The sequence below is a fragment of the Enterobacter cloacae complex sp. P16RS2 genome (genome assembly GCF_014982155.1).
Taxonomy (GTDB): domain Bacteria; phylum Pseudomonadota; class Gammaproteobacteria; order Enterobacterales; family Enterobacteriaceae; genus Enterobacter; species Enterobacter cloacae_M.
The window spans coordinates 100,125-122,486 of the sequence record NZ_JADCKW010000006.1; the positions used below are offsets into that span (position 1 = coordinate 100,125).

Sequence of the window (22,362 nt, forward strand, 5' to 3'; positions counted from 1 at the left end):
TTGTTATATCGTGACATTCAATTTCGCTTTGCTAGACTCGATGCCAATAAGCCATTTATTGAGAAGAGCAGCGATGAAAAAATTAACCTTACCAAAAGATTTTTTATGGGGCGGCGCGGTTGCCGCTCACCAGGTTGAAGGCGGCTGGAACAAAGGCGGCAAAGGGCCAAGCATTTGTGACGTATTGACCGGCGGCGCGCACGGTGTCCCGCGCGAAATCACCCAGGAAGTAGTGCCGGGTAAATACTATCCAAACCACGAGGCCATCGACTTCCACGGCCGCTATAAAGAAGACATCAAGCTGTTTGCCGAGATGGGTTTCAAGTGCTTCCGCACCTCTATCGCCTGGACGCGCATCTTCCCGAAAGGTGACGAAACGCAGCCAAACGAAGAGGGGCTGAAGTTCTACGACGACATGTTCGACGAGCTGCTGAAATACAACATCGAACCGGTGATCACCCTCTCCCACTTCGAAATGCCGCTGCACCTGGTGCAGGAGTACGGTAGCTGGACCAACCGTAAAGTGGTCGATTTCTTTGTGCGCTTCGCGGAAGTGGTTTTTGAGCGCTACAAAAACAAGGTCAAATACTGGATGACCTTCAACGAAATCAATAACCAGCGTAACTGGCGCGCGCCGCTGTTCGGGTACTGCTGCTCGGGCGTGGTCTATACCGAACATGACAATCCGGAAGAGACCATGTACCAGGTCCTGCACCACCAGTTTGTGGCCAGCGCCCTGGCGGTGAAAGCCGCGCGCCGCATCAACCCTGAGATGAAAGTTGGCTGCATGCTGGCCATGGTGGCGCTCTATCCGTTCTCCTGCAAACCGGAAGACGTGATGTTCGCCCAGGAATCCATGCGCGAGCGTTATGTCTTTACCGACGTCCAGCTGCGCGGATACTACCCGTCCTACGTGCTGAACGAGTGGGAGCGCCGCGGCTTCTCCATAAAAATGGAGGCAGGCGACGAGCAGATCCTGCGTGAAGGTACCTGCGACTACTTAGGTTTCAGCTACTACATGACCAACGCGGTGAAAGCGGAAGGCGGTACCGGCGATGCGATTTCCGGTTTCGAAGGCAGCGTGCCGAACCCGCACGTTAAGGCTTCTGACTGGGGCTGGCAGATCGATCCGGTAGGCCTGCGTTATTCCCTGTGCGAACTGTACGAGCGTTATCAGAAGCCGCTGTTTATCGTGGAAAACGGGTTCGGCGCCTACGATAAGGTAGAAGAAGACGGCAGCATCAACGACGACTATCGCATCGACTACCTGCGTGCCCACGTGGAAGAGATGATCAAAGCCGTGACGCACGACGGCGTGGATCTGATGGGCTATACGCCATGGGGCTGCATCGACTGCGTGTCGTTCACCACCGGCCAGTACAGCAAGCGCTACGGCTTTATCTACGTGAACAAGCACGACGACGGCACGGGCGACATGTCGCGTTCGCGCAAGAAAAGCTTCGAGTGGTATAAGGGCGTGATTGCCAGCAACGGCGAGAAACTGTAGCGCCGGGCGGCGCTACGCTTGATCCCCTCTCCCTTTGGGAGAGGGTTAGGTTGAGGGGTCTACTTCCCGCCCGCTAGCTCAATAAAACTGCCCGTCACGTACGACGCCTTCTCGCTCAGCAGCCAGACAATCGCCTGCGCCACCTCTTCCGGCTGGCCGCCGCGCTGCATCGGCAGCAACGATTTCACGCGATCCACTCGCCCCGGCTCTCCGCCGGACGCATGAATATCGGTATAAATCAGCCCCGGACGTACGCAGTTGACGCGAATACCCTGCGCCGCAACCTCCAGAGCTAAACCGGTTGTCAGAGAATCCACTGCGCCCTTCGACGCGGCATAATCCACATATTCACCCGGCGCGCCCAGGCGCGACGCGGCGGAAGAGACGTTCACTATCGCCCCGCCCTTGCCGCCATGCCTGAAGGACATGCGTTTTACCGCTTCCCGGCAGCAGAGAAAGTAGCCCGTGACGTTGGTCGCCAGGACGCGGTTAATGCGCTCAGCGGAGAGGTTCTCGATAGTGGATTGCTCAAACAGAATCCCCGCATTATTGACCAGCGCACGAAGCGGCTCGCCTTCACGATCGAGGCCGTCAAACATCGCTAGCACCTGGGCTTCATCACTGATATCTGCGCGGACGGCAAAGGCTTTACCGCCCGCTTCAACGATCTGGTTGATCACGTCCGTCGCGGCTTTAATGTTGTGATGATAGTTCACCGCCACGGTGTAGCCTTCGCGCGCCAGCTGCAGCGCGGTGGCTTTCCCAATGCCCCGGCTGGCGCCGGTGACCAGTGCTATTGCCATTTTCTTCTCCCAATAAAAAAGCCGGGTGGCGGCTTCGCCTTACCCGGCCTACGTTACTACATCAGCAATATTACTGGTATTCGCTCATCGGCACGCAGGAGCAGAACAGGTTACGGTCGCCGTAGACGTCATCAAGACGCTTCACGGTCGGCCAGTATTTGTTTGCCACGCCTGCCGGGAAGACAGCCAGCTCGCGGGAATAGCCGTGGTTCCACTCGGATACCATCTCATGCTGGGTATGCGGAGCGTTGACCAGCGGGTTATCTTCCAGCGTCCACTCGCCGTCCTGCACGCGGTCGATCTCCATGCGGATCGCCAGCATTGCGTCGATAAAGCGGTCCAGCTCGGCCTTGCTTTCAGACTCGGTCGGCTCAACCATCAGCGTACCCGCAACCGGGAACGACATGGTTGGCGCGTGGAAGCCGTAGTCGATCAGACGCTTGGCGATATCCAGCTCGCTGATGCCCGTCGCTTCTTTCAGAGGACGAATATCGAGGATACACTCGTGCGCCACGCGACCGTCGCGGCCGGTATAGAGCACCGGGAAGGCGGACTTCAGGCGCGTCGCAATATAGTTGGCGTTCAGAATGGCTACCTGGCTCGCCTGCTTCAGTCCTTCCGCGCCCATCATGCGGATGTACATCCAGCTGATTGGCAGGATAGAGGCACTGCCGAACGGTGCCGCAGAGACCGCGCCCTGACGGGTCAGCATGCCTTCAATCTGCACAACGCTGTGGCCTGGGACAAACGGGGCCAGATGCGCTTTCACGCCGATTGGACCCATGCCCGGGCCGCCACCGCCGTGCGGGATGCAGAAGGTTTTGTGCAGGTTCAGGTGCGATACGTCCGCGCCGATAAAGCCCGGAGAGGTAATGCCCACCTGGGCGTTCATGTTCGCGCCGTCGAGGTAAACCTGACCGCCGAACTGGTGCACCACTTCGCACACTTCACGGATAGTCTCTTCGTACACGCCGTGGGTAGACGGGTAGGTCACCATGATGCAGGAGAGCTTGTCGCCCGCCTGCTCGGCTTTCGCGCGCAGGTCGGCCAGATCGATGTTGCCATTTTTATCGCACGCAACCACCACCACTTCCATGCCCGCCATCTGGGCAGAGGCCGGGTTGGTACCGTGGGCAGAGCTTGGGATCAGGCAGATATCGCGGTGTCCTTCGTTGCGGCTTTCGTGATAGTGACGGATCGCCAGCAGGCCCGCGTATTCGCCCTGCGCGCCGGAGTTCGGCTGCATGCAGAGCGCGTCATAACCGGTCAGTTTCACCAGCCAGTCGGAAAGCTGGTTGATCATCATATGATAACCTTCCGCCTGCTCTGGCGGGCAGAACGGGTGCAGCTCGGAGAATTCAGGCCAGGTGATCGGGATCATCTCTGCCGCGGCATTCAGCTTCATGGTGCAGGAGCCCAGCGGGATCATCGCCTGGTTCAGCGCCAGATCCTTGCGCTCCAGAGAATGCATATAGCGCATCATCTCGGTTTCGCTGTGATAGCGATTAAAGACCGGATGCGTCAGGATCGCATCGTTACGCAGCATGCTTTCCTGAATGGAGCGGCTGTCGAGCGCGACCTCTTTGTCGAGTGCGTCAATGTCCAGACCGTGCGCGTCACCCAGCAGCACGCTGAACAGGTTCAGGATATCGTCGCGGGTGGTGCTTTCATCCAGCGTAATGCCGACGGCGTTGTGGATGTCGCTGCGCAGGTTGATCTCTGCTGCATTCGCGCGCGCCAGCACGGCCGCTTTGTCCGCCACTTCCACACACAGGGTGTCGAAGTAGTGAGCGTGGCGCAGCTTAAGGCCTTTCTGCTGCAGACCGCAGGCCAGAATATCGGCCAGGCGGTGAATGCGGCTGGCAATGCGTTTCAGACCAGCCGGGCCGTGGAACACGGCGTACAGGCTGGCGATGTTTGCCAGCAGCACCTGGGAGGTACAGATGTTGGAGTTCGCTTTCTCGCGGCGGATGTGTTGCTCGCGGGTTTGCATCGCCATGCGCAGCGCGGTGTTACCGGCAGCGTCTTTTGAGACGCCGATAATACGGCCAGGCATAGAGCGTTTGAATTCATCTTTCGCGCCGAAGAACGCCGCGTGCGGGCCGCCGTAGCCCATCGGCACGCCGAAGCGTTGCGCTGAACCGAAGACGATATCTGCGCCCTGTTTACCCGGCGCCGTCAGCAGCACCAGCGCCATAAAATCGGCGGCAACGCTGACAACCACTTTGCGGGTTTTCAGCTCGGCAATCAGTGTGCCGTAGTCGTGAACTTCGCCCGTTGTCCCCACCTGCTGCAGCAGCACGCCGAAGACGTCCTGGTGATCCAGCACTTTGTCGGCGTCGTCGACGATCACGTCAAAGCCGAAGGTTTCAGCGCGAGTGCGCACCACGTCCAGCGTCTGGGGATGCACGTCCGCCGCCACGAAGAAGCGGTTGGCATTTTTCAGCTTGCTCACGCGCTTGGCCATCGCCATTGCTTCGGCGGCGGCGGTCGCTTCATCCAGCAGCGAGGCGGAGGCAATATCCATACCGGTCAGATCCAGCGTCACCTGCTGGAAGTTCAGAAGCGCTTCCAGACGGCCCTGGGAGACTTCTGGCTGATAAGGGGTGTAAGCGGTGTACCAGCCCGGGTTTTCCAGCATGTTGCGCAGGATAACCGGCGGCAACTGCACGTTGGTGTAGCCCATGCCAATGTAAGACTTATAGCGCTTGTTCAGGCCTGCGATAGCCTTCAGCTCCGCCAGCGCGGCGAATTCCGTGGTGGCTTCCCCCACCTGAGGCGACGTGGCAAGCTGGATGTCTTTTGGCACAATCTGGCCGATCAGTGCGTTTAATGAATCCGCGCCAACTGTCTTCAGCATCTCCTGCTGTTGCTGAGCATCCGGCCCAATGTGACGTTCAATGAAGGCGCCACGGTTTTCAAGCTGGCTTAAAGTCTGTGTCATGAGCGATGGTTCCTGAAACGTGCAGTGAATTTAAGTTCCCTCTCCCGAAAGAAGAGGGTTAGGGTGAGGGGAAGATGGGCACCCTCGCCCCTGCCCTCTCCCGAAAGGAGAGGGGGATAAACGATTACTCGTCTTCTAACAGTGCTTCGTACGCGGTCGCATCCAGCAGCGCGGCAACCTGAGATTCGTCGCTGGCTTTGATCTTGAAGATCCAGCCGCCTTCATAAGGCTCGCTGTTCACCAGCTCTGGCGAATCGCTCAGCGCGTCGTTGACGGCAACGATTTCGCCGCTTACTGGAGCGTAGATATCAGAAGCCGCTTTTACGGACTCCGCCACGGCGCAGTCGTCGCCCGCGCTAACGGTCGTGCCCACGTCAGGCAGGTCAACAAACACCATGTCGCCCAGCAGCTCTTGCGCGTGCTCGGTGATCCCTACGGTGTAAGTGCCGTCCGCCTCTTTGCGCAGCCACTCGTGTTCTTTGCTGTATTTCAGTTCTGCTGGCACATTGCTCATTGAAGTTCTCCTGATAAAAATGATTAGGCGACCGGCTTACCGGCGCGAACAAAAATCGGTTTGGTCACGTTGACCGGCATTTCGCGGTTGCGGATTTGCACCACCGCCGTTTCGCCAATGCCCGCCGGCACGCGTGCCAGTGCAATACTGTAGCCCAGCGTCGGGGAGAAGGTACCGCTGGTGATCACGCCTTCGCGAGGATTGCCGTCGGCATCGGTGAAGCGCACCGGCAGTTCACCGCGCAGCACGCCCTTCTCGGTCATCACCAGCCCCACCAGCTGTTCAGTGCCCTTCTCGCGCTGCAGCTCCAGCGCTTCACGGCCAATAAAGTCACGGTCAGCCGGTTCCCATGCGATGGTCCAGCCCATGTTGGCGGCCAGCGGAGAGACGCCTTCATCCATCTCCTGACCGTAGAGGTTCATTCCCGCTTCCAGACGCAGCGTATCGCGCGCGCCCAGACCCGCAGGCTTCACGCCCGCTTCCACCAGCGCGCGCCAGAAATCAGCGGCCTTCTCGTTCGGCATCGCAATTTCGTAGCCCGCTTCACCGGTGTAGCCGGTGGTGGCGATAAACAGATCGCCCGCCTGCACGCCGAAGAACGGCTTCATGCCTTCGGTTGCTTTGCGCTGCTCGTCGTTAAACAGAGACGCGGCTTTCGCCTGCGCGTTCGGCCCCTGTACGGCGATCAGCGACAGATCGTCACGGACGGTGATGTCGATGGCATAAGGTTCGGCGTGTTGGGTGATCCAGGAGAGGTCTTTTTCGCGGGTGGCGGAGTTGACAACGAGGCGGAAGAAATCTTCAGTGAAGTAATAGACGATAAGGTCATCAATCACGCCGCCCGAGGCATTCAGCATGCCGGTATAGAGCGCTTTACCCGGCGTCTTCAGTTTGGCGACGTCATTTGCCAGCAGATAACGCAAAAACTCCCGGGTGCGGCTACCGTGCAGATCGACAATCGTCATGTGGGACACGTCGAACATACCGGCATCGGTGCGCACCGCGTGGTGCTCATCAATCTGCGAGCCGTAGTGCAGCGGCATCATCCAGCCATGGAAGTCCACCATGCGGGCGCCGCATAACACGTGTTGTTCGTACAAAGGAGTCTGTTGAGCCATCTTGTCCTCGTTGAAAAATTCACCGTGAAACCCGGTGTCGGCCCCGTGACCTGGCGCCGACGCAAACGTTCTCTTTTACCCGAACTTACCACCGAAACCGGCGGTTAACCATAAGGTAAAACGGGTCATCACATTAGCTTATGACCAAAAAACGCTAAAAAGCCTACAGAGTTATTCACTGGAAAAATGCGATTAACCCCGCACAAAATTAACAATGTTCTAACAGGATTTAGCACATGGTGATATTTCGTGCGGAAAAACGGGCCGATTTTCCGTAACATAAAATCTCGTAGATTAGATTTTCTAATGCGAAAAATGACGTGAAATTAGAATATTTCAAACGAGGGAATTTCCCCGGCGCAGAGGCCGGGAAAATAAAGTGTGACGGGGATCGAGATTAGCGTAACCAGTCGGGAAGATCGTTAAGACCCATCGCCTGGCGAAGAAGTTGAGGTTTGACGCCAGGAAGCGTATCAGCCAGTTTAAGACCAATATCGCGCAGCAGTTTTTTCGCCGGATTCGCGCCGGCAAACAGCTCGCGGAAGCCCTGCATGCCCGCCAGCATCATCGCCGCACTGTGCTTGCGGCTACGCTCGTAGCGACGCAGGTAGAGATGCTGGCCGATATCTTTGCCTTCGCGGTGCAGGCGACGCAGTTCCTCAACCAGCTCCGCCGCGTCCATAAAGCCAAGGTTGACGCCCTGCCCGGCCAGCGGATGAATGGTATGCGCCGCATCACCGACCAGTGCCAGACGGTGCGCCGCAAACTGACGCGCGTAGCGGCCGGTTAACGGGAACACCTGCCGCTCGCTTTCAAGGGTGCACAGGCCAAGGCGGTTATCAAACGCCATGCACAGCGCCTGGTTAAAGGCCTCCGGCGTCGCCTCGTGCATCTGCTGGGCTTTCTCCGGCACCAGGGACCAGACAATCGAGCACAGGTGCGGATCGGCAAGCGGCAGGAATGCCAGAATGCCGTCGTTGTGGAAAATCTGGCGCGCCACGCCGCCGTGCGGCTCTTCGGTACGGATCGTCGCGACCAGCGCGTGATGACGATAGTCCCAGAAGGTAAGCGGGATGTCGGCTTTATTACGCAGCCAGGAGTTCGCACCGTCAGCACCGACCACCAGACGCGCGGTCAGCATGTCGCCGCTCTGTAAGGTGATAAACGCCTCGTTTTCACCCCACGCCACCTGCTGGACCTGCGCAGGCGCAATCAGGGTCACGTCACTGCACTGCTGTGCTTTCTGCCACAGCGCGTGGTGGATCACCGCGTTTTCGATGATATGGCCCAGATGGCTATAGCCCATGCTTTCATCATCAAAAGCAATATGACCAAAGCTGTCTTTATCCCACACTTCCATGCCGTGATAGCAGCTGGCGCGCTGCGCCACAATATCTGCCCAGACGCCAAGGTGCGTCAGCAATTTCTCGCTGGCGGCATTGATCGCCGAGACGCGGAGATCCGGCGGAGCATCTGGCGCAACGGGCTGAGGCTGCTTTTGCTCCAGCACCGCCACGCGCAGGCCGCTGCCCTGTAAACCGCAGGCCAGCGCCAGTCCGACCATACCGCCGCCAACGATGGCGACATCAACATTTTGCACGGTGATAACTCCTTAACGCGCGACCCAACCAAGAGTCCGCTGCGCCAGCACGTCACGTGCCGGAATGAATAATTCCATCGCCATCAGCCCGAGGTTGCGACCTGCTACCAGCGGCGCCCAGCGATTGGCAAAGAGATGGACTAAGCCGTCGGTAACGCCGATTGTCGCCTCTTTATCGGCCTGACGTCGCTTCTGGTAATGGCTTAGCACCGAATAAGCGCCACAGTCTTTTTGCTCACCCCATGCCTGAGCAAGGGTTTCCGCCAGGCTCATGACATCACGTAGGCCAAGGTTGAACCCTTGTCCGGCAATCGGATGTAATGTCTGCGCGGCGTTGCCGACCAGCGCCACGCGGTGAGAAACAGATTGCGATGCGGTGGTTAACGACAGCGGATAGACCGCACGTTTCCCCGCATGGGTAATACGCCCCAGCCGCCAGCCAAAGGCTTTCTGCAGCTCGGTACAAAAACGTTCGTCGGACCAGGCTTTAACCTCTTCGGCCTTATCCTGCGGATGACACCAGACAAGCGAACAGCGCCCGTCCGACATCGGCAGCATCGCCAGCGGGCCATGCTGCGTAAAGCGTTCAAACGCCCTGCCGCGGTGTTCAGCTGCGGTAGAGACGTTGGCAATGACCGCAACCTGCCCGTAAGGCTGCTGACGCCACTCCACGCCACACTGGGCGCCGAGCGATGAGCGCGAGCCGTCCGCGGCGACCAGAAGCTGGCCTTCAAGCTCGGTGCCGTTTTCCAGCGTTACGCTGACCGACTCCTCGCTGCGGCTCACGCCGGCCACGCGCGCCGGACAATGCAGCGTGACGCCCGGCGCATCCTGGAGCAGGCGGAACAGACGCAATCCGACGTCGTGCAGCTCAACAACCTGACCCAGCGCGTCAATGCGGTAATCCTGCGCGTCCAGCGTGACAAAGCCAGCATGGCCGCGATCGCTTACGTGAACGGTTTTAATTGCCGTCGCGCAATCGGCGATGGCCTGCCAGATGCCAATGCGGGACAGTTGCTGACAGGTACCCTGCGCCAGGGCAATGGCGCGGGAATCAAAACCGGGATGATTCTTTGCCTGCGGCGCAACGGCTTCCACCAGGTGCACCGCAAGCTGCCCCTGCGTCAAATGCGAAATGGCCAGCGCCAGCGTGGCCCCGGTCATGCCGCCGCCAACGATAATCACGCTCATGCGCGTGCCGCTGCCATCAGCGCCTCGATATCGTCAGCGTTTTTCACGACGCTCGCGGTCAGGTTTTCGTTACCGGTTTCGGTAATGACGATGTCATCTTCAATACGAATGCCAATCCCGCGGTACTCCTCAGGCACGTCGGCATCCGGCGCGATATACAGGCCTGGCTCCACGGTTAACACCATGCCCGGCTCCAGCACGCGCGAGCGGTCCGTGCCGTACGCGCCAACGTCATGTACATCCAGCCCCAGCCAGTGGCTCAGGCCGTGCATGAAATACGGTCGATGCGCATTTTCAGCGATCAGGGTGTCGACCTCTCCTTTCAGGATCCCGAGCCTGACCAGGCCGGTAATCATGATGCGCACCACTTCGCCGGTCACTTCCTGCATGGAGGTACCGGGACGATACAGCCTGATCGCCGTCTCAAGCGATTCCAGGACAATGTCGTAAATGGCGCGCTGTGCCGGTGAGAATTTCCCGTTCACCGGGAAAGTACGAGTGATGTCCCCCGCGTAGCCCTGGTATTCGCAGCCGGCGTCAATCAGCACCAGATCGCCGTCGCGCAGCGCGCTTTCGTTTTCGGTGTAGTGCAGAATGCAGCCGTTTTCTCCGCCGCCAACAATGGTGTTGTAAGAGGGATAACGCGCGCCGTGGCGGTTAAATTCGTGATGAATTTCGCCTTCCAGCTGGTATTCGAACATCCCGGGACGGCACTTTTCTATGGCGCGGGTGTGCGCCAGGGCGCTTATTTCGCCCGCACGACGCATCAAATTTAGTTCTTCTTCTGACTTGAACAGGCGCATTTCATGCACCACCGGACGCCAGTCCGTCAGCGTGGCCGGCGCGGACAGATTCTGGCGCGAGCCTTTGCGCAGCTTATCCAGCGCGGTGAAAACAATCTCATCGGCGTAGGCATATTCGCCCTGCGCGTGATAGAGCACGTCGAGGCCGTTAAGCAGCTGATAGAGCTGCTGGTTGATTTCGCTAAACGCCAGCGCGCGGTCAACGCCCAGCTTCGCCGGTGCGGCCTCCTGGCCTAAGCGGCGGCCAAACCAGATTTCGGCTGTCAGATCGCGCACGCGGTTGAAAATCACGCTGTGGTTGTGGGTGTCATTGCTCTTAATCAGCACCAGCACCGCTTCCGGCTCGTTAAAGCCGGTGAAGTACCAGAAATCGCTGCTCTGGCGATAGGGATATTCGCTGTCGGCGCTGCGCGTGACTTCGGGCGCAGCAAAAATCAGCGCGGCGCTGCCCGGCTGCATTGTTGCCAGCAGCGCCTGACGGCGGCGCGAATACTCTTGACTCGACATAACCATGACACCCTCCTGTGCGTTATTTTTCTTAATGTAAGGTTGGCTTGCGGACTTCCGGCGCGGTCGGCTGAGAGCGCGTGAAGTTGTCGTGGCACAGCAGAGCCGCCACGCGCACGTACTCGATAATCTCTTCAAGAGACATTTCCAGCTCTTCCTGGTCTTCGTCTTCATCGTAGCCGAGCTGGGCGATGTTACGCAGGTCGTCGATCGCCTCACCCGCTTCGCCGGTCACTTTATCCAGTTTAGGCTGCGTCACGCCCAGCCCCAGCAGATAGTGGTTTACCCAGCCGGCCAGCGCATCGGCGCGATCGAACACGCTGACGTCGTCGCCTTCAGGCAGATAAAGCTGAAAAAGGAAGCCATCGTCTTCCAGCGAATCGCTGGTTGCAGCGTGCATTTTACGCAGCGCTTCCGCCAGCTCGTGACCAAACGCCAGCCCTTCATTCGTGAGGTCGTGGATCAGCGGCTGCCATGAGCTGTCGCTGTTTCCGCCGCACAGCATGCCACTGATCAGACCGTGCATTTCGGCAGGGGTTAAACCGATTCCCTGCTGGTTCAGTAACTGGTTTAAATCCTTGTAACCAGGCATTTCGTTCTGTATAGACATGAGCATTCGTCATCAAAGGGGGGAAGTTTCATGATATGCTACCACTTTGGACCCTGGTGATACCAGAAAAGGGCTTGTATCTTCACATCAGGGTAGCTATAGTGTCGCCCCTTCGCAGCCCCCGGGGCAGTAAGCGAAGGCAGCGCAGTCAATCAGCAGGAAGGTGGCATGTCTGCACAACCCGTCGATCTCCAGATTTTTGGCCGTTCACTGCGAGTGAATTGTCCGCCTGAACAAAGGGATGCTTTGAATCAGGCAGCGGACGATTTGAATCAGCGGTTGCAAGATCTAAAAGAACGCACTAGAGTCACAAATACTGAGCAGCTGGTTTTCATCGCCGCGTTGAACATCAGCTATGAACTGACTCAGGAAAAAGCGAAGACCCGCGACTACGCGGCAAGCATGGAGCAGCGCATTAAAATGCTCCAGCAGACCATAGAACAGGCATTGCTTGATCAAGGTCGCAATCCCGAAAGACCGGGACCAAAGTTTGAATAACACTTCTCAGTTGACTATGGTAGAGTAACTGTGAAGACAAAATTTCTCTGAGATGTTCGCAAGCGGGCCAGTCCCCTGAGCCGATATTTCATACCACAAGAATGTGGCGCTCCATGGTTGGTGAGCATGCTCGGTCCGTCCGAGAAGCCTTAAAACTATGACGACACATTCACCTTGAACCAAGGGTTCAAGGGTTACAGCCTGCGGCGGCATCTCGGAGATTCCCTCTCTTTTCTTCTACCGACTACCATGACCCAATTCCCTGAAGTTTCTGCTTCACGCCAGGACATCCGTCAGTTAATTCGTCAGCGCCGCCGTGCGTTAACCGCCGATCAGCAAGCGCATTTTGCCCAGCAGGCCGCCGCCCGTATGATGGCGTATCCCCCTGTCGTGATGGCGCACACCGTTGCGCTGTTTCTGTCATTTGATGGAGAGCTGGATACCCAACCGCTGATAGAACAGCTCTGGCGCGCCGGGAAGAAGGTCTATCTGCCGGTGCTGCACCCGTTCAGCGAAGGTAATTTGCTTTTTCTGCACTACCATCCGCACAGCGAACTGGTGGTAAATCGCCTGAAAATCACCGAACCGAAACTCGACGTGCGCGACGTGCTCCCGCTGTCACAGCTGGATGTGCTGATTACGCCGCTGGTGGCGTTTGATGAACAGGGCCAGCGTTTAGGGATGGGCGGCGGTTTTTATGACCGAACGCTGCAAAACTGGCAGCAGTACGGGTTGCAGCCGGTGGGCTATGCCCATGATTGTCAGGGCGTGGAGGCGTTGCCGGTGGAGAAGTGGGATGTGCCGTTGCCGGCGGTGGTGACGCCGTCGAAGTTGTGGGAATGGTGAATCAAACGTGCGGCCTGATGCCCTCACCCCAGCCCTCTCCCACAGGGAGAGGGTGAAAACATAAAAAAACGGTAACTATCGTTACCGTTTTGCATTTACCTCGCCACAATTAGTACAGCAGACGCGCGCGAATCGTTCCCTGAATCGCCTTCATGCTCTGCAGCGCTTTTTCGGCCACATCGTCATCCGCTTCGATATCAATAACCACGTAGCCCATCTGCGAGTTCGTCTGCAGATACTGCGCGGCAATGTTGACGCCCTGCTCGGCAAAGATCTGGTTGATCGCGGTCAGCACGCCAGGACGGTTCTCGTGGATGTGCAGCAGACGACGACCACCGTGCAGCGGCAGAGATACTTCCGGGAAGTTCACGGCAGAGAGCGTAGAACCGTTGTCGGAATATTTGCTCAGCTTACCCGCCACTTCCAGACCGATATTCTCCTGCGCTTCCTGGGTAGAGCCGCCGATGTGTGGCGTCAGGATCACGTTGTCGAACTCGCACAGCGGAGAGGTAAACGGATCGCTGTTGGTCGCTGGCTCCGTCGGGAAGACGTCGATGGCCGCGCCCGCCAGGTGCTTACGCTTCAGCGCATCCGCCAGGGCCGGGATATCGACAACCGTGCCGCGCGCGGCGTTAATCAGCAGCGAGCCCGGCTTCATCAGCGCCAGCTCTTCCGCGCCCATCATGTTTTTGGTGGACGCATTTTCCGGCACGTGCAGGCTCACCACGTCGCTCATGTTCAGCAGGTCAGACAGGTGTTGAACCTGGGTCGCATTGCCCAGCGGCAGCTTGCTTTCTATATCGTAGAAAAACACGTGCATGCCCAGGGATTCCGCCAGAATACCGAGCTGAGTACCGATGTGGCCGTAGCCGATAATCCCCAGTTTTTTACCACGCGCTTCATATGAGCCGGACGCCAGCTTGTTCCACACGCCGCGGTGCGCCTTGGCGTTCGCTTCAGGAATGCCGCGCAGCAGCAGCAGCAGTTCGCCGATCACCAGCTCCGCCACGGAACGGGTGTTGGAAAACGGGGCGTTGAAGACGGGAATACCGCGTTTGGCGGCAGCATTCAGGTCAACCTGGTTGGTACCGATGCAGAAGCAGCCGATAGCCACCAGCTTTTCCGCAGCGGCAATAACCTCTTCAGTCAGGTGAGTACGGGATCGCAGGCCAATGAAGTGGGCATCACGGATGGACGCTTTCAGCTCTTCGGTGTCGAGCGCGCCTTTGTGAAATTCGATGTTGGTGTAACCTGCCGCACGAAGGCTATCGATTGCTTTTTGATGCACGCCCTCGACCAGCAGGAATTTAATCTTGTCTTTCTCCAGTGATACCTTTGCCATTTACCCGACCCTGTTTTTGTCTGAACTGATGTTGTGCTGGATATGAATCCGCTGTAGCCAACATATCAAAAAAAACTATTGCAGCAATATGAACGTTTGCGTCAGCACTCTGAAGAAAAGTCATACAGAGCAAAATGTCAGAGGAAAATGCTATGGAAATTTACAAACGCGGCAGGATCGGCAAAAGAGGCGGAAAAACGTGACACAAGTCACCGAATTTAGCTTTTCAAAAAAATTTTAGCGGGGGGAGGACTCCCCCCGTCAGATCATTTTACTATGGTTTTCACGCCTTCAGCGGTGCCGATCAGCGCCACGTCCGCGCCACGGTTGGCGAATAGCCCTACGGTCACTACGCCTGGAATGCCGTTGATGGCATTTTCCAGCGCAATCGCGTCGAGAATTTCCAGACCGTGCACGTCGAGGATCACGTTACCGTTATCGGTGACTACGCCCTGACGATATTCCGGACGACCGCCCAGCTTCACCAGCTGACGAGCAACCGCGCTACGGGCCATTGGGATCACTTCGACCGGCAGCGGGAAATTACCCAGAATGTCGACCTGCTTGGAGGCGTCCGCGATGCAGATAAACTTGTCCGCAACGGAGGCGATGATCTTCTCACGCGTCAGCGCCGCGCCGCCGCCTTTGATCATCTGCATGTGGCCGTTGATCTCATCCGCACCATCAACGTAAATCCCCAGACGATCCACTTCGTTGAGATCGAAAACGGTAATGCCGAGGCTTTTCAGCTTTTCCGTGGAAGCATCAGAGCTGGAAACCGCGCCCTCGATTTGCCCCTTCATCGTGCCCAGCGCATCGATAAAGTGTGCCGCGGTTGATCCCGTACCGACACCGACAATGGTACCCGGCTGCACGTACTGGAGAGCGGCCCATCCTACTGCTTTTTTCAGTTCATCCTGCGTCATGATCGTTTTGCCTGTGGTGTGAAAACTCAGGGCGCATTATAGAACACGTCGAATGGAATTCGTCTGCCACGAAGGGAAAATTGTGTCATAGTGCAGAATAAGCAAAATTAAGGAGCCAGCCAGAGCAATGAAACGTCCGGACTACAGAACACTACAGGCACTTGATGCAGTTATTCGTGAACGCGGTTTTGAGCGCGCGGCGCAAAAGCTTTGCATCACCCAGTCCGCCGTATCACAGCGTATCAAACAGCTTGAAAACATGTTCGGCCAGCCGCTGCTGGTGCGTACCGTGCCGCCACGTCCAACCGAGCAAGGGCAAAAGCTTCTCGCCCTGCTGCGCCAGGTTGAACTGCTGGAAGATGAGTGGCTGGGTGACGAACAAACGGGCTCTACGCCGCTGCTGCTCTCTCTGGCGGTCAACGCCGACAGCCTGGCAACCTGGCTGCTGCCGGCCCTTGCGCCGGTATTAGCGGACTCCCCTATCCGCCTGAATTTACAGGTTGAGGATGAAACCCGTACCCAGGAACGCCTGCGTCGCGGTGAAGTGGTTGGGGCGGTCAGTATCCAGCCTCAGGCCTTGCCAAGCTGTCTTGTCGATCAGCTGGGCGCGCTGGACTACCTGTTTGTGGGGTCAAAAGCCTTTGCCGAGCGCTACTTCCCGAACGGCGTCACCCGCGCCGCGCTGCTGAAAGCCCCTGCCGTGGCGTTCGACCATCTGGACGATATGCATCAGGCGTTCCTGCAGCAAAACTTCGATCTGCCGCCGGGCAGCGTACCGTGCCATATCGTCAACTCGTCTGAAGCCTTTGTGCAGCTTGCGCGTCAGGGCACCACCTGCTGCATGATCCCGCATCTGCAGATTGAGAAAGAGTTGAAAAGCGGTGAGCTGATTGACCTGACGCCGGGGCTGTATCAGCGCCGGATGCTCTACTGGCACCGTTTTGCGCCGGAAAGCCGCATGATGCGCAACGTCACCGACGCGCTGCTGGCGTACGGGCACAAGGTGTTGAGACAGGATTAATCGCTTGAATTCCCTCTCCCTGCGGGAGAGGGTTAGGGTGAGGGCAAATTACTGCGCCTTAGCCGCCTCAGTTTGCTGAGTTTGAGTTGGCTCCAGTTGGAATACCACATCCACCTGATCGTCAAACTGAATGGTTGGCTGCTCATATGTTTCCTGAGCAGACACCGGGGCTGCATCAGCCTTCATCATCCGTACCATCGGGCTTGGCTGGTAGTTAGAGACGTGGTAACGCACGCTGTAAACCGGGCCGAGCTTGCTCTTAAAGCCAGAAGCCAGCTGTTCCGCCTGGTGAATGGCATCATCAATTGCCGCTTTACGCGCTTCGTCTTTGTGTTTTTCCGGTTGCGCAACGCCCAGCGACACGGACCGAATTTCATTCAGTCCCGCCTTCAGCGCGCCATCCAGCAGCGAGTTAAGCTTATCCAGCTGACGCACAGTCACTTCGACGGTACGCACGGCTCGGTAGCCTTTCAGGATACTTTTACCATTCTGGTAGTCATAATCGGGCTGAGTACGCAGGTTCGCGGAGTTGATATCTTTTTTACCGACACCGTTCTGCTCAAGGAAAGAGAGGTATTGCGCAACACGATCGTCAGCCTGCTTCTTGGCAGATGCCGCATCTTTCGCAGACACATTGACTTCAATTGCCAGCGTTGCGACATCGGGTACCGCGTCCACGCTTGCGGTGCCTGAAGTGACGATGTGCGGGCCATCCGGCAGTTCACTTGCCTGCACCGACACCGCACCAAAACTTACTAATGCCGCCAGGGCCATCACCTTAAACTTCACTGTTATTCCTCCATGTTGCGAAGAGTGCCCATTAACAGGGCGCATGCCAGCAAGCTTAGCGGGTCTTGTTCAGTTGTCCATAAGACAAGGATTAGTTGAACAATTCCTGAACGTGGTGAATTCCCTCTTTTGCCAGCTGAAAGGCAATAAACCACATCACCAGCCCCACCAGCGTATTAATGATGCGCTGGGCTTTGGCCGTACGCAGACGAGGAGCCAGCCATGCAGCCAGAATGGCGAGACCGAAGAACCAGAGGAAAGAGGCGCTAACCGTACCCAGCGCAAACCAGCGTTTCGGCTCAACGTCCAACTGCCCGCCCAGGCTGCCCAGCACCACGAAGGTGTCCAGATAAACATGCGGATTAAGCCAGGTGACCGCCAGCATGGTGACGATAATCTTCCAGCGGCCCTGCTTCATGACTTCCGCGCTCGCCAGTTCGAGGTTGCTGCTCATCGCGGTTTTCAGGGCACCAAAACCGTACCAGAGCAGAAACGCCACGCCGCCCCAGGTGACCAGCGCCAGCAGCCACGGTGACTGCATGAGCAATGCGCTGCCGCCAAAAATTCCGGCACAGATCAGCAGTAAATCGCTTACCGCGCACAGCAGGGCAATCATCAGATGATACTGGCGGCGGATGCCCTGGTTCATCACGAATGCATTTTGCGGGCCAAGGGGAAGGATCATGGCCGCGCCCAAGGCAAGCCCTTGAAAATAATAAGATAACATGACGAAATTCTCACAGTGTTGTTCTGGAAGGAGACTATACTGCGCGAATTACATTAGAGGAAATTGATAATATTAATTGGGGATTAGCAGCGCTTATAAAAATAAAGCCCGGTGGCGCTAGCGCTTACCGGGCCCGCGGGAGAAGTTATTCGGCTTCTTTGACTTTTTTGACGTTTACATCCATCTGAGGGTACGGGAAGCTGATGCCGTTGGCATCGAAGTCGCGCTTAATGCGTTCCAGCACGTCCCAGTACACGTTTTGCAGATCGCTGCTTTTGCTCCAGATACGCACCACGAAGTTAATGGAGGACGCGCCCAGCTCGTTCAGGCGAACCGTCTGCTCTTTATCTTTCAGAATGCGATCGTCTGAGGCGATGATGTTGCTAATCAGCGACTTCACCTGATCGATGTCGGAGTCGTACGCCACGCTGATAATCAGTTCGTTACGACGCACCGGTTCACGGGAGAAGTTAATGATGTTGCCCGCGATGATTTTCCCGTTCGGCACGACCACGATGCGGCCATCGACAGTACGCATGGTCGTTGAGAAAATCTGCACCTGCAGCACGGTCCCGGCAATGCCGCCAAGGTCAACGTATTCGCCGGAGCGGAACGGACGGAAGGTGACCAGCAGAACGCCTGCCGCCAGGTTTGACAGCGAGCCCTGCAGCGCCAGACCAATAGCCAGACCGGCGGCACCGAGAACGGCAATGACGGAGGCAGTCTGCACGCCCACACGGCCCAGCGCCGCAATCAGCGTAAAGGCGATAATGCCGTAGCGCACCAGTGCGGAGAGGAAGTCAGCCACCGTGGCGTCAATGTGACGGGCCAGCATTACGCGGTTAACCGCGTTCGATACGATACGCGCCACGATCATCCCGACGATGATGATGGCAATCGCCGCGACGATGTTCACGGCATAGCTCAGCAGCAGCGCCTGGTTGCGCACCAGCCAGTTACCGGCGTTGTTGATGCTGTCTACAACATCGAGTTGTTCCATTTATTCTTCCTTTTGTTAAACCAAAACACAAAATCCATCCCCCATGGAGACAGGCAGGTCCGTAAAGGGTAAACAAAAAGCGCAAGTATTGCCAAACAGATCACAAAAACCGGCCTGACAGGGTATTGAAAAAGCATAAAAAAAGGCCCGCATTTGCGGGCCTTCTGATGCTGTTAGCAGCTCAAATTACAGAACGTCTACCGCGTTCAGTTCTTTGAATGCCTGCTCCAGACGAGTAATCATAGAAGTCTGGGCAGCGCGCAGCCATACGCGTGGATCGTAGTATTTCTTGTTCGGCTGGTCTTCGCCTTTCGGGTTGCCCAGCTGACCCTGCAGGTAAGCTTCGTTGGTTTTGTAGTACTGCAGAATACCGTCCCATGTTGCCCACTGGGTGTCGGTATCGATGTTCATTTTCACTACGCCGTAGCTTACGGAGTCTTTGATTTCCTGAGCAGAAGAACCGGAACCGCCGTGGAAGACGAAGTTCAGGCTGTTGTGCGGCAGGTTGTGTTTCTTAGAAACGTATTCCTGAGAATCACGCAGGATAGTCGGGGTCAGAACCACGTTACCTGGTTTGTAAACGCCGTGTACGTTACCGAAGGACGCTGCGATGGTGAAGCGTGGGCTGATTTTGCTCAGCTCGGTGTAAGCGTAATCAACGTCTTCTGGCTGGGTGTACAGTGCAGAAGCGTCCATGTGGCTGTTGTCCACGCCGTCTTCTTCGCCACCGGTGCAACCCAGTTCGATTTCCAGGGTCATGCCCATTTTGGCCATGCGCGCCAGGTATTTAGAGCAGATTTCGATGTTTTCGTGCAGTGACTCTTCAGACAGGTCGATCATGTGAGAAGAGAACAGTGGCTTACCGGTAGCCGCGAAGTGTTTTTCACCCGCGTCCAGCAGACCGTCGATCCACGGCAGCAGTTTCTTCGCGCAGTGGTCAGTGTGCAGGATAACTGGAACACCGTAGTGTTCAGCCATCTGGTGTACGTGGTGCGCACCAGAGATAGCGCCCAGGATTGCAGCACCCTGAGGAATGTCAGTCTTCACGCCTTTACCTGCGATGAACGCAGCGCCGCCGTTAGAGAACTGAACGATAACTGGCGCTTTAACTTTAGCGGCAGTTTCCAGTACGGCGTTGATGGAGTCGGTACCCACGCAGTTAACTGCTGGCAGAGCGAAGTTGTTTTCTTTAGCTACCTGGAACACTTTCTGTACGTCATCACCAGTGATAACGCCAGGTTTTACGAAATCAAAAATTTTAGACATGTTGCTTAGTCCTGTATCTTCGGCCGTTAGAAAAGGTGCGAGCTCTTAAAAGCGCGCTGAAAATTGGGCAGGTTTCCCTGCCCTTGAATGGCTTACTTCTTAGCGCGCTCTTCGAGCATTGCTACTGCTGGCAGTACTTTGCCTTCCACGAATTCGAGGAATGCGCCGCCACCAGTGGAGATGTAGGAGATCTTGTCAGCGATACCGAACAGGTCGATTGCTGCCAGGGTGTCACCACCGCCTGCGATAGAGAACGCTTCGCTGTCTGCGATAGCGTTAGCAACGATTTCAGTACCTTTGCGGAAGTTCGGGAATTCGAACACGCCAACAGGACCGTTCCACAGGATAGTTTTTGCGTTTTTGAGGATTTCAGCCAGTTTCTGTGCAGAAACGTCGCCCAGGTCCAGAATCTGCTCTTCATCTTTGATGTCGTTAACAGATTTCAGGGTCGCGGTTGCGGTTTCGGAGAACTCGGTCGCTACGCGAACGTCAGTTGGAACCGGGATATCGCAGGTGCTCAGCAGGCGTTTGGCTTCGTCAACCAGGTCTGCTTCGTACAGGGATTTACCCACGTTGTGGCCCTGAGCGGCAACGAAGGTGTTCGCGATACCACCGCCAACGATCAGCTGGTCAGCGATTTTAGACAGGGAATCCAGAACGGTCAGTTTGGTAGAAACTTTAGAACCACCAACGATAGCCACCATTGGACGAGCAGGTTCTTTCAGTGCTTTACCCAGCGCTTCCAGTTCGTCAGCCAGCAGAGGACCGGCACACGCTACGTCTGCGAATTTACCGATACCGTGAGTTGACGCCTGAGCACGGTGAGCCGTACCGAATGCATCCATCACGAATACGTCGCACAGTGCAGCGTATTTTTTGGACAGAGTTTCGTCGTCTTTCTTTTCGCCTTTGTTGAAGCGAACGTTTTCCAGAACAACCAGTTCACCGGCTGCCACTTCAACGCCGTCCAGGTAATCTTTAACCAGGCGAACCGGGTTGGACAGTTTGTCTTTCAGGTAATTAACCACTGGCAGCAGAGAGAACTCTTCGTTGTACTCGCCTTCAGTTGGACGACCCAGGTGGGAGGTGACCATCACTTTCGCGCCCTGCTTCAGAGCCAGTTCGATGGTTGGCAGTGATGCACGGATACGCGCGTCGCTGGTCACTTTGCCATCTTTAACCGGCACGTTCAGATCGGCACGGATGAAAACGCGTTTACCAGCCAGATCCAGATCGGTCATCTTAATTACAGACATGGTGAATCCTCTCGTTGATTCTTAAAGTTTTGCAGACGCACAATGCGTCTTACCTGAAACCTTGAGCGGCCATTGCTAACGTGGTGTCGAGCATTCGGTTAGCAAAGCCCCATTCGTTATCACACCAGACCAGCGTCTTGATAAGGTGTGCGCCACTGACTCTCGTTTGCGTGCCATCGACGATGGCGCTGTGCGGGTCGTGGTTAAAATCTACTGAGACCAACGGTAATTCCGTATAGTCAACTATACCATGAAATGCCCCCTGTGCCGCTTTTTGCAGCAACAGGTTGACTTCATAGGCTTTTACCGGTTTTTTCACCGTCACGCTAAGATCGATTGCGGTGACGTTAATCGTCGGAACACGCACGGCAATCGCTTCAAATCGGTCATTAAACTGCGGAAAAATTCGGGTGATCCCTGCCGCCAGTTTCGTGTCCACCGGAATGATTGACTGGCTCGCTGCGCGAGTGCGTCGTAAATCCGGATGGTAGGCGTCGATAACCTGCTGATCGTGCATGGCGGAGTGAATCGTGGTCACGGTGCCGGATTCAATGCCATACGCATCGTCTAACAGTTTGATGACCGGAATAATGCAGTTAGTGGTACAGGAGGCGTTGGAAACAATGCGGTGTTCGGCCTGCAGCTCATGCTGGTTGACGCCAAACACGACGGTCGCGTCGAGGTCGTTACTTCCGGGATGAGAAAAGAGGACTTTTTTCGCGCCTGCAGCAAGATGCGCTTCGCCATGTTCGCGGTTACCGTACACGCCGGTACAGTCAAGCACCACATCCACACCCAATTCACGCCAGGGTAGCCCTGAGATGCTGTTCTCATGCAGCACGCGAATAGCGTCGTCACCAACAAAAAGTCGATCTCTTTCCTGGCGTACGTCCCAGGCAAAGCGCCCGTGGCTGGTGTCATATTTCAACAAATGCGCCATGCCCGTAGCATCCGCCAGTTCATTGATTGCCACCACGGTTATTTCCGCCCGACGTCCGGATTCATATAAAGCACGAACCACATTACGTCCGATGCGACCGAAGCCATTAATCGCTACGCGTACGGTCATAGATCTCCTGCAAAGCAATCCCTGA

General features: G+C 56.6%; 20 protein-coding genes and 1 other RNA gene. 5 read left to right on the top strand and 16 right to left on the bottom strand.

Annotated elements, in window-relative coordinates; translation table 11 throughout:
* The first annotated feature begins 73 nt into the window (after nt 1-73).
* Nucleotides 74-1,507 carry a 6-phospho-beta-glucosidase BglA gene (bglA, locus tag INF68_RS02610; protein ID WP_109844605.1) on the top strand — a complete coding sequence of 478 codons (1,434 nt, stop codon included), beginning with the start codon at nt 74-76 and terminating at the stop codon, nt 1,505-1,507.
* A gap of 59 nt (nt 1,508-1,566) precedes the next feature.
* Here bglA and INF68_RS02615 read toward each other — a convergent pair whose 3' ends face one another.
* From INF68_RS02615 to INF68_RS02650, 8 genes are all read right to left on the bottom strand, one after another.
* Nucleotides 1,567-2,310, bottom strand: a complete 744-nt coding sequence (locus tag INF68_RS02615; protein ID WP_109844604.1) for an SDR family oxidoreductase — start codon at nt 2,308-2,310, stop codon at nt 1,567-1,569.
* Between the two features lie 70 nt (nt 2,311-2,380).
* The gene (gcvP, locus tag INF68_RS02620; protein ID WP_193525252.1) at nt 2,381-5,254 is read right to left on the bottom strand and encodes an aminomethyl-transferring glycine dehydrogenase; all 2,874 of its coding nucleotides are present in this window, start codon (nt 5,252-5,254) and stop codon (nt 2,381-2,383) included.
* Between the two features lie 124 nt (nt 5,255-5,378).
* Entirely contained in the window at nt 5,379-5,768 is a 390-nt protein-coding gene (gene gcvH, locus INF68_RS02625; protein WP_008499718.1) for a glycine cleavage system protein GcvH, read from the bottom strand.
* A 23-nt stretch (nt 5,769-5,791) separates the two neighbouring features.
* Complete coding sequence (gene gcvT, locus INF68_RS02630; protein ID WP_126785811.1) at nt 5,792-6,886, bottom strand: glycine cleavage system aminomethyltransferase GcvT; 1,095 nt, start codon at nt 6,884-6,886, stop codon at nt 5,792-5,794.
* 397 nt (nt 6,887-7,283) lie between these two features.
* The gene (ubiI, locus tag INF68_RS02635) at nt 7,284-8,486 is read right to left on the bottom strand and encodes an FAD-dependent 2-octaprenylphenol hydroxylase (protein ID WP_126785810.1); all 1,203 of its coding nucleotides are present in this window, start codon (nt 8,484-8,486) and stop codon (nt 7,284-7,286) included.
* Nucleotides 8,487-8,498: 12 nt separating this feature from the next.
* The gene (gene ubiH / locus INF68_RS02640) at nt 8,499-9,677 is read right to left on the bottom strand and encodes a 2-octaprenyl-6-methoxyphenyl hydroxylase (RefSeq protein WP_126785809.1); all 1,179 of its coding nucleotides are present in this window, start codon (nt 9,675-9,677) and stop codon (nt 8,499-8,501) included.
* A complete protein-coding gene (gene pepP, locus INF68_RS02645; RefSeq protein ID WP_126785924.1) occupies nt 9,674-10,987 on the bottom strand; it encodes a Xaa-Pro aminopeptidase in 1,314 nt (437 codons plus the stop codon). Before pepP ends, ubiH begins: the two co-directional genes overlap by 4 nt.
* 31 nt (nt 10,988-11,018) lie before the next feature.
* Nucleotides 11,019-11,597, bottom strand: coding sequence for a YecA family protein (locus tag INF68_RS02650; RefSeq protein ID WP_023333316.1), 579 nt, complete (start codon nt 11,595-11,597; stop codon nt 11,019-11,021).
* 168 nt (nt 11,598-11,765) lie between these two features.
* Between INF68_RS02650 and zapA the strand changes: the two genes are divergently transcribed.
* The 3 genes from zapA to INF68_RS02665 all read left to right on the top strand — a co-directional run bounded on the left by zapA (nt 11,766) and on the right by INF68_RS02665 (nt 12,941).
* On the top strand, nt 11,766-12,095 hold the full coding sequence (gene zapA / locus INF68_RS02655; RefSeq protein WP_006811891.1) for a cell division protein ZapA: 330 nt from the start codon (nt 11,766-11,768) through the stop codon (nt 12,093-12,095).
* A gap of 41 nt (nt 12,096-12,136) precedes the next feature.
* Nucleotides 12,137-12,320, top strand: a non-coding RNA gene (ssrS, locus tag INF68_RS02660) — 6S RNA.
* A 24-nt stretch (nt 12,321-12,344) separates the two neighbouring features.
* Nucleotides 12,345-12,941: a 5-formyltetrahydrofolate cyclo-ligase gene (locus INF68_RS02665; protein WP_032660084.1), complete on the top strand. Its 597-nt coding sequence runs from the start codon at nt 12,345-12,347 to the stop codon at nt 12,939-12,941.
* A 109-nt stretch (nt 12,942-13,050) separates the two neighbouring features.
* Here INF68_RS02665 and serA read toward each other — a convergent pair whose 3' ends face one another.
* Together serA and rpiA are read right to left on the bottom strand one after the other, a co-directional pair.
* Nucleotides 13,051-14,283, bottom strand: a complete 1,233-nt coding sequence (gene serA / locus INF68_RS02670; RefSeq protein ID WP_023309113.1) for a phosphoglycerate dehydrogenase — start codon at nt 14,281-14,283, stop codon at nt 13,051-13,053.
* 266 nt (nt 14,284-14,549) lie between these two features.
* Complete coding sequence (rpiA, locus tag INF68_RS02675; RefSeq protein ID WP_045351717.1) at nt 14,550-15,209, bottom strand: ribose-5-phosphate isomerase RpiA; 660 nt, start codon at nt 15,207-15,209, stop codon at nt 14,550-14,552.
* A gap of 127 nt (nt 15,210-15,336) precedes the next feature.
* On the opposite strand from rpiA, the gene argP reads away from it, so the two are divergent.
* Nucleotides 15,337-16,230, top strand: coding sequence for a DNA-binding transcriptional regulator ArgP (argP, locus tag INF68_RS02680; protein WP_008499727.1), 894 nt, complete (start codon nt 15,337-15,339; stop codon nt 16,228-16,230).
* Nucleotides 16,231-16,278: 48 nt separating this feature from the next.
* On the opposite strand, the gene INF68_RS02685 is transcribed toward argP, so the two are convergent.
* From INF68_RS02685 to epd, 6 genes are all read right to left on the bottom strand, one after another.
* Nucleotides 16,279-17,019 (bottom strand): oxidative stress defense protein, encoded by a 741-nt coding sequence (locus INF68_RS02685; RefSeq protein WP_126785808.1) that lies wholly within the window; start codon nt 17,017-17,019, stop codon nt 16,279-16,281.
* A 91-nt stretch (nt 17,020-17,110) separates the two neighbouring features.
* A complete protein-coding gene (gene argO / locus INF68_RS02690; protein ID WP_021242063.1) occupies nt 17,111-17,746 on the bottom strand; it encodes an arginine exporter ArgO in 636 nt (211 codons plus the stop codon).
* Between the two features lie 145 nt (nt 17,747-17,891).
* Nucleotides 17,892-18,746: a small-conductance mechanosensitive channel MscS gene (mscS, locus tag INF68_RS02695; RefSeq protein ID WP_024906566.1), complete on the bottom strand. Its 855-nt coding sequence runs from the start codon at nt 18,744-18,746 to the stop codon at nt 17,892-17,894.
* Between the two features lie 186 nt (nt 18,747-18,932).
* Nucleotides 18,933-20,012 (bottom strand): class II fructose-bisphosphate aldolase, encoded by a 1,080-nt coding sequence (gene fbaA / locus INF68_RS02700; RefSeq protein WP_029739216.1) that lies wholly within the window; start codon nt 20,010-20,012, stop codon nt 18,933-18,935.
* Between the two features lie 92 nt (nt 20,013-20,104).
* Nucleotides 20,105-21,268, bottom strand: coding sequence for a phosphoglycerate kinase (gene pgk, locus INF68_RS02705; protein WP_023333323.1), 1,164 nt, complete (start codon nt 21,266-21,268; stop codon nt 20,105-20,107).
* 49 nt (nt 21,269-21,317) lie between these two features.
* A complete protein-coding gene (gene epd / locus INF68_RS02710; protein WP_126785807.1) occupies nt 21,318-22,337 on the bottom strand; it encodes an erythrose-4-phosphate dehydrogenase in 1,020 nt (339 codons plus the stop codon).
* Nucleotides 22,338-22,362 lie beyond the last annotated feature (25 nt).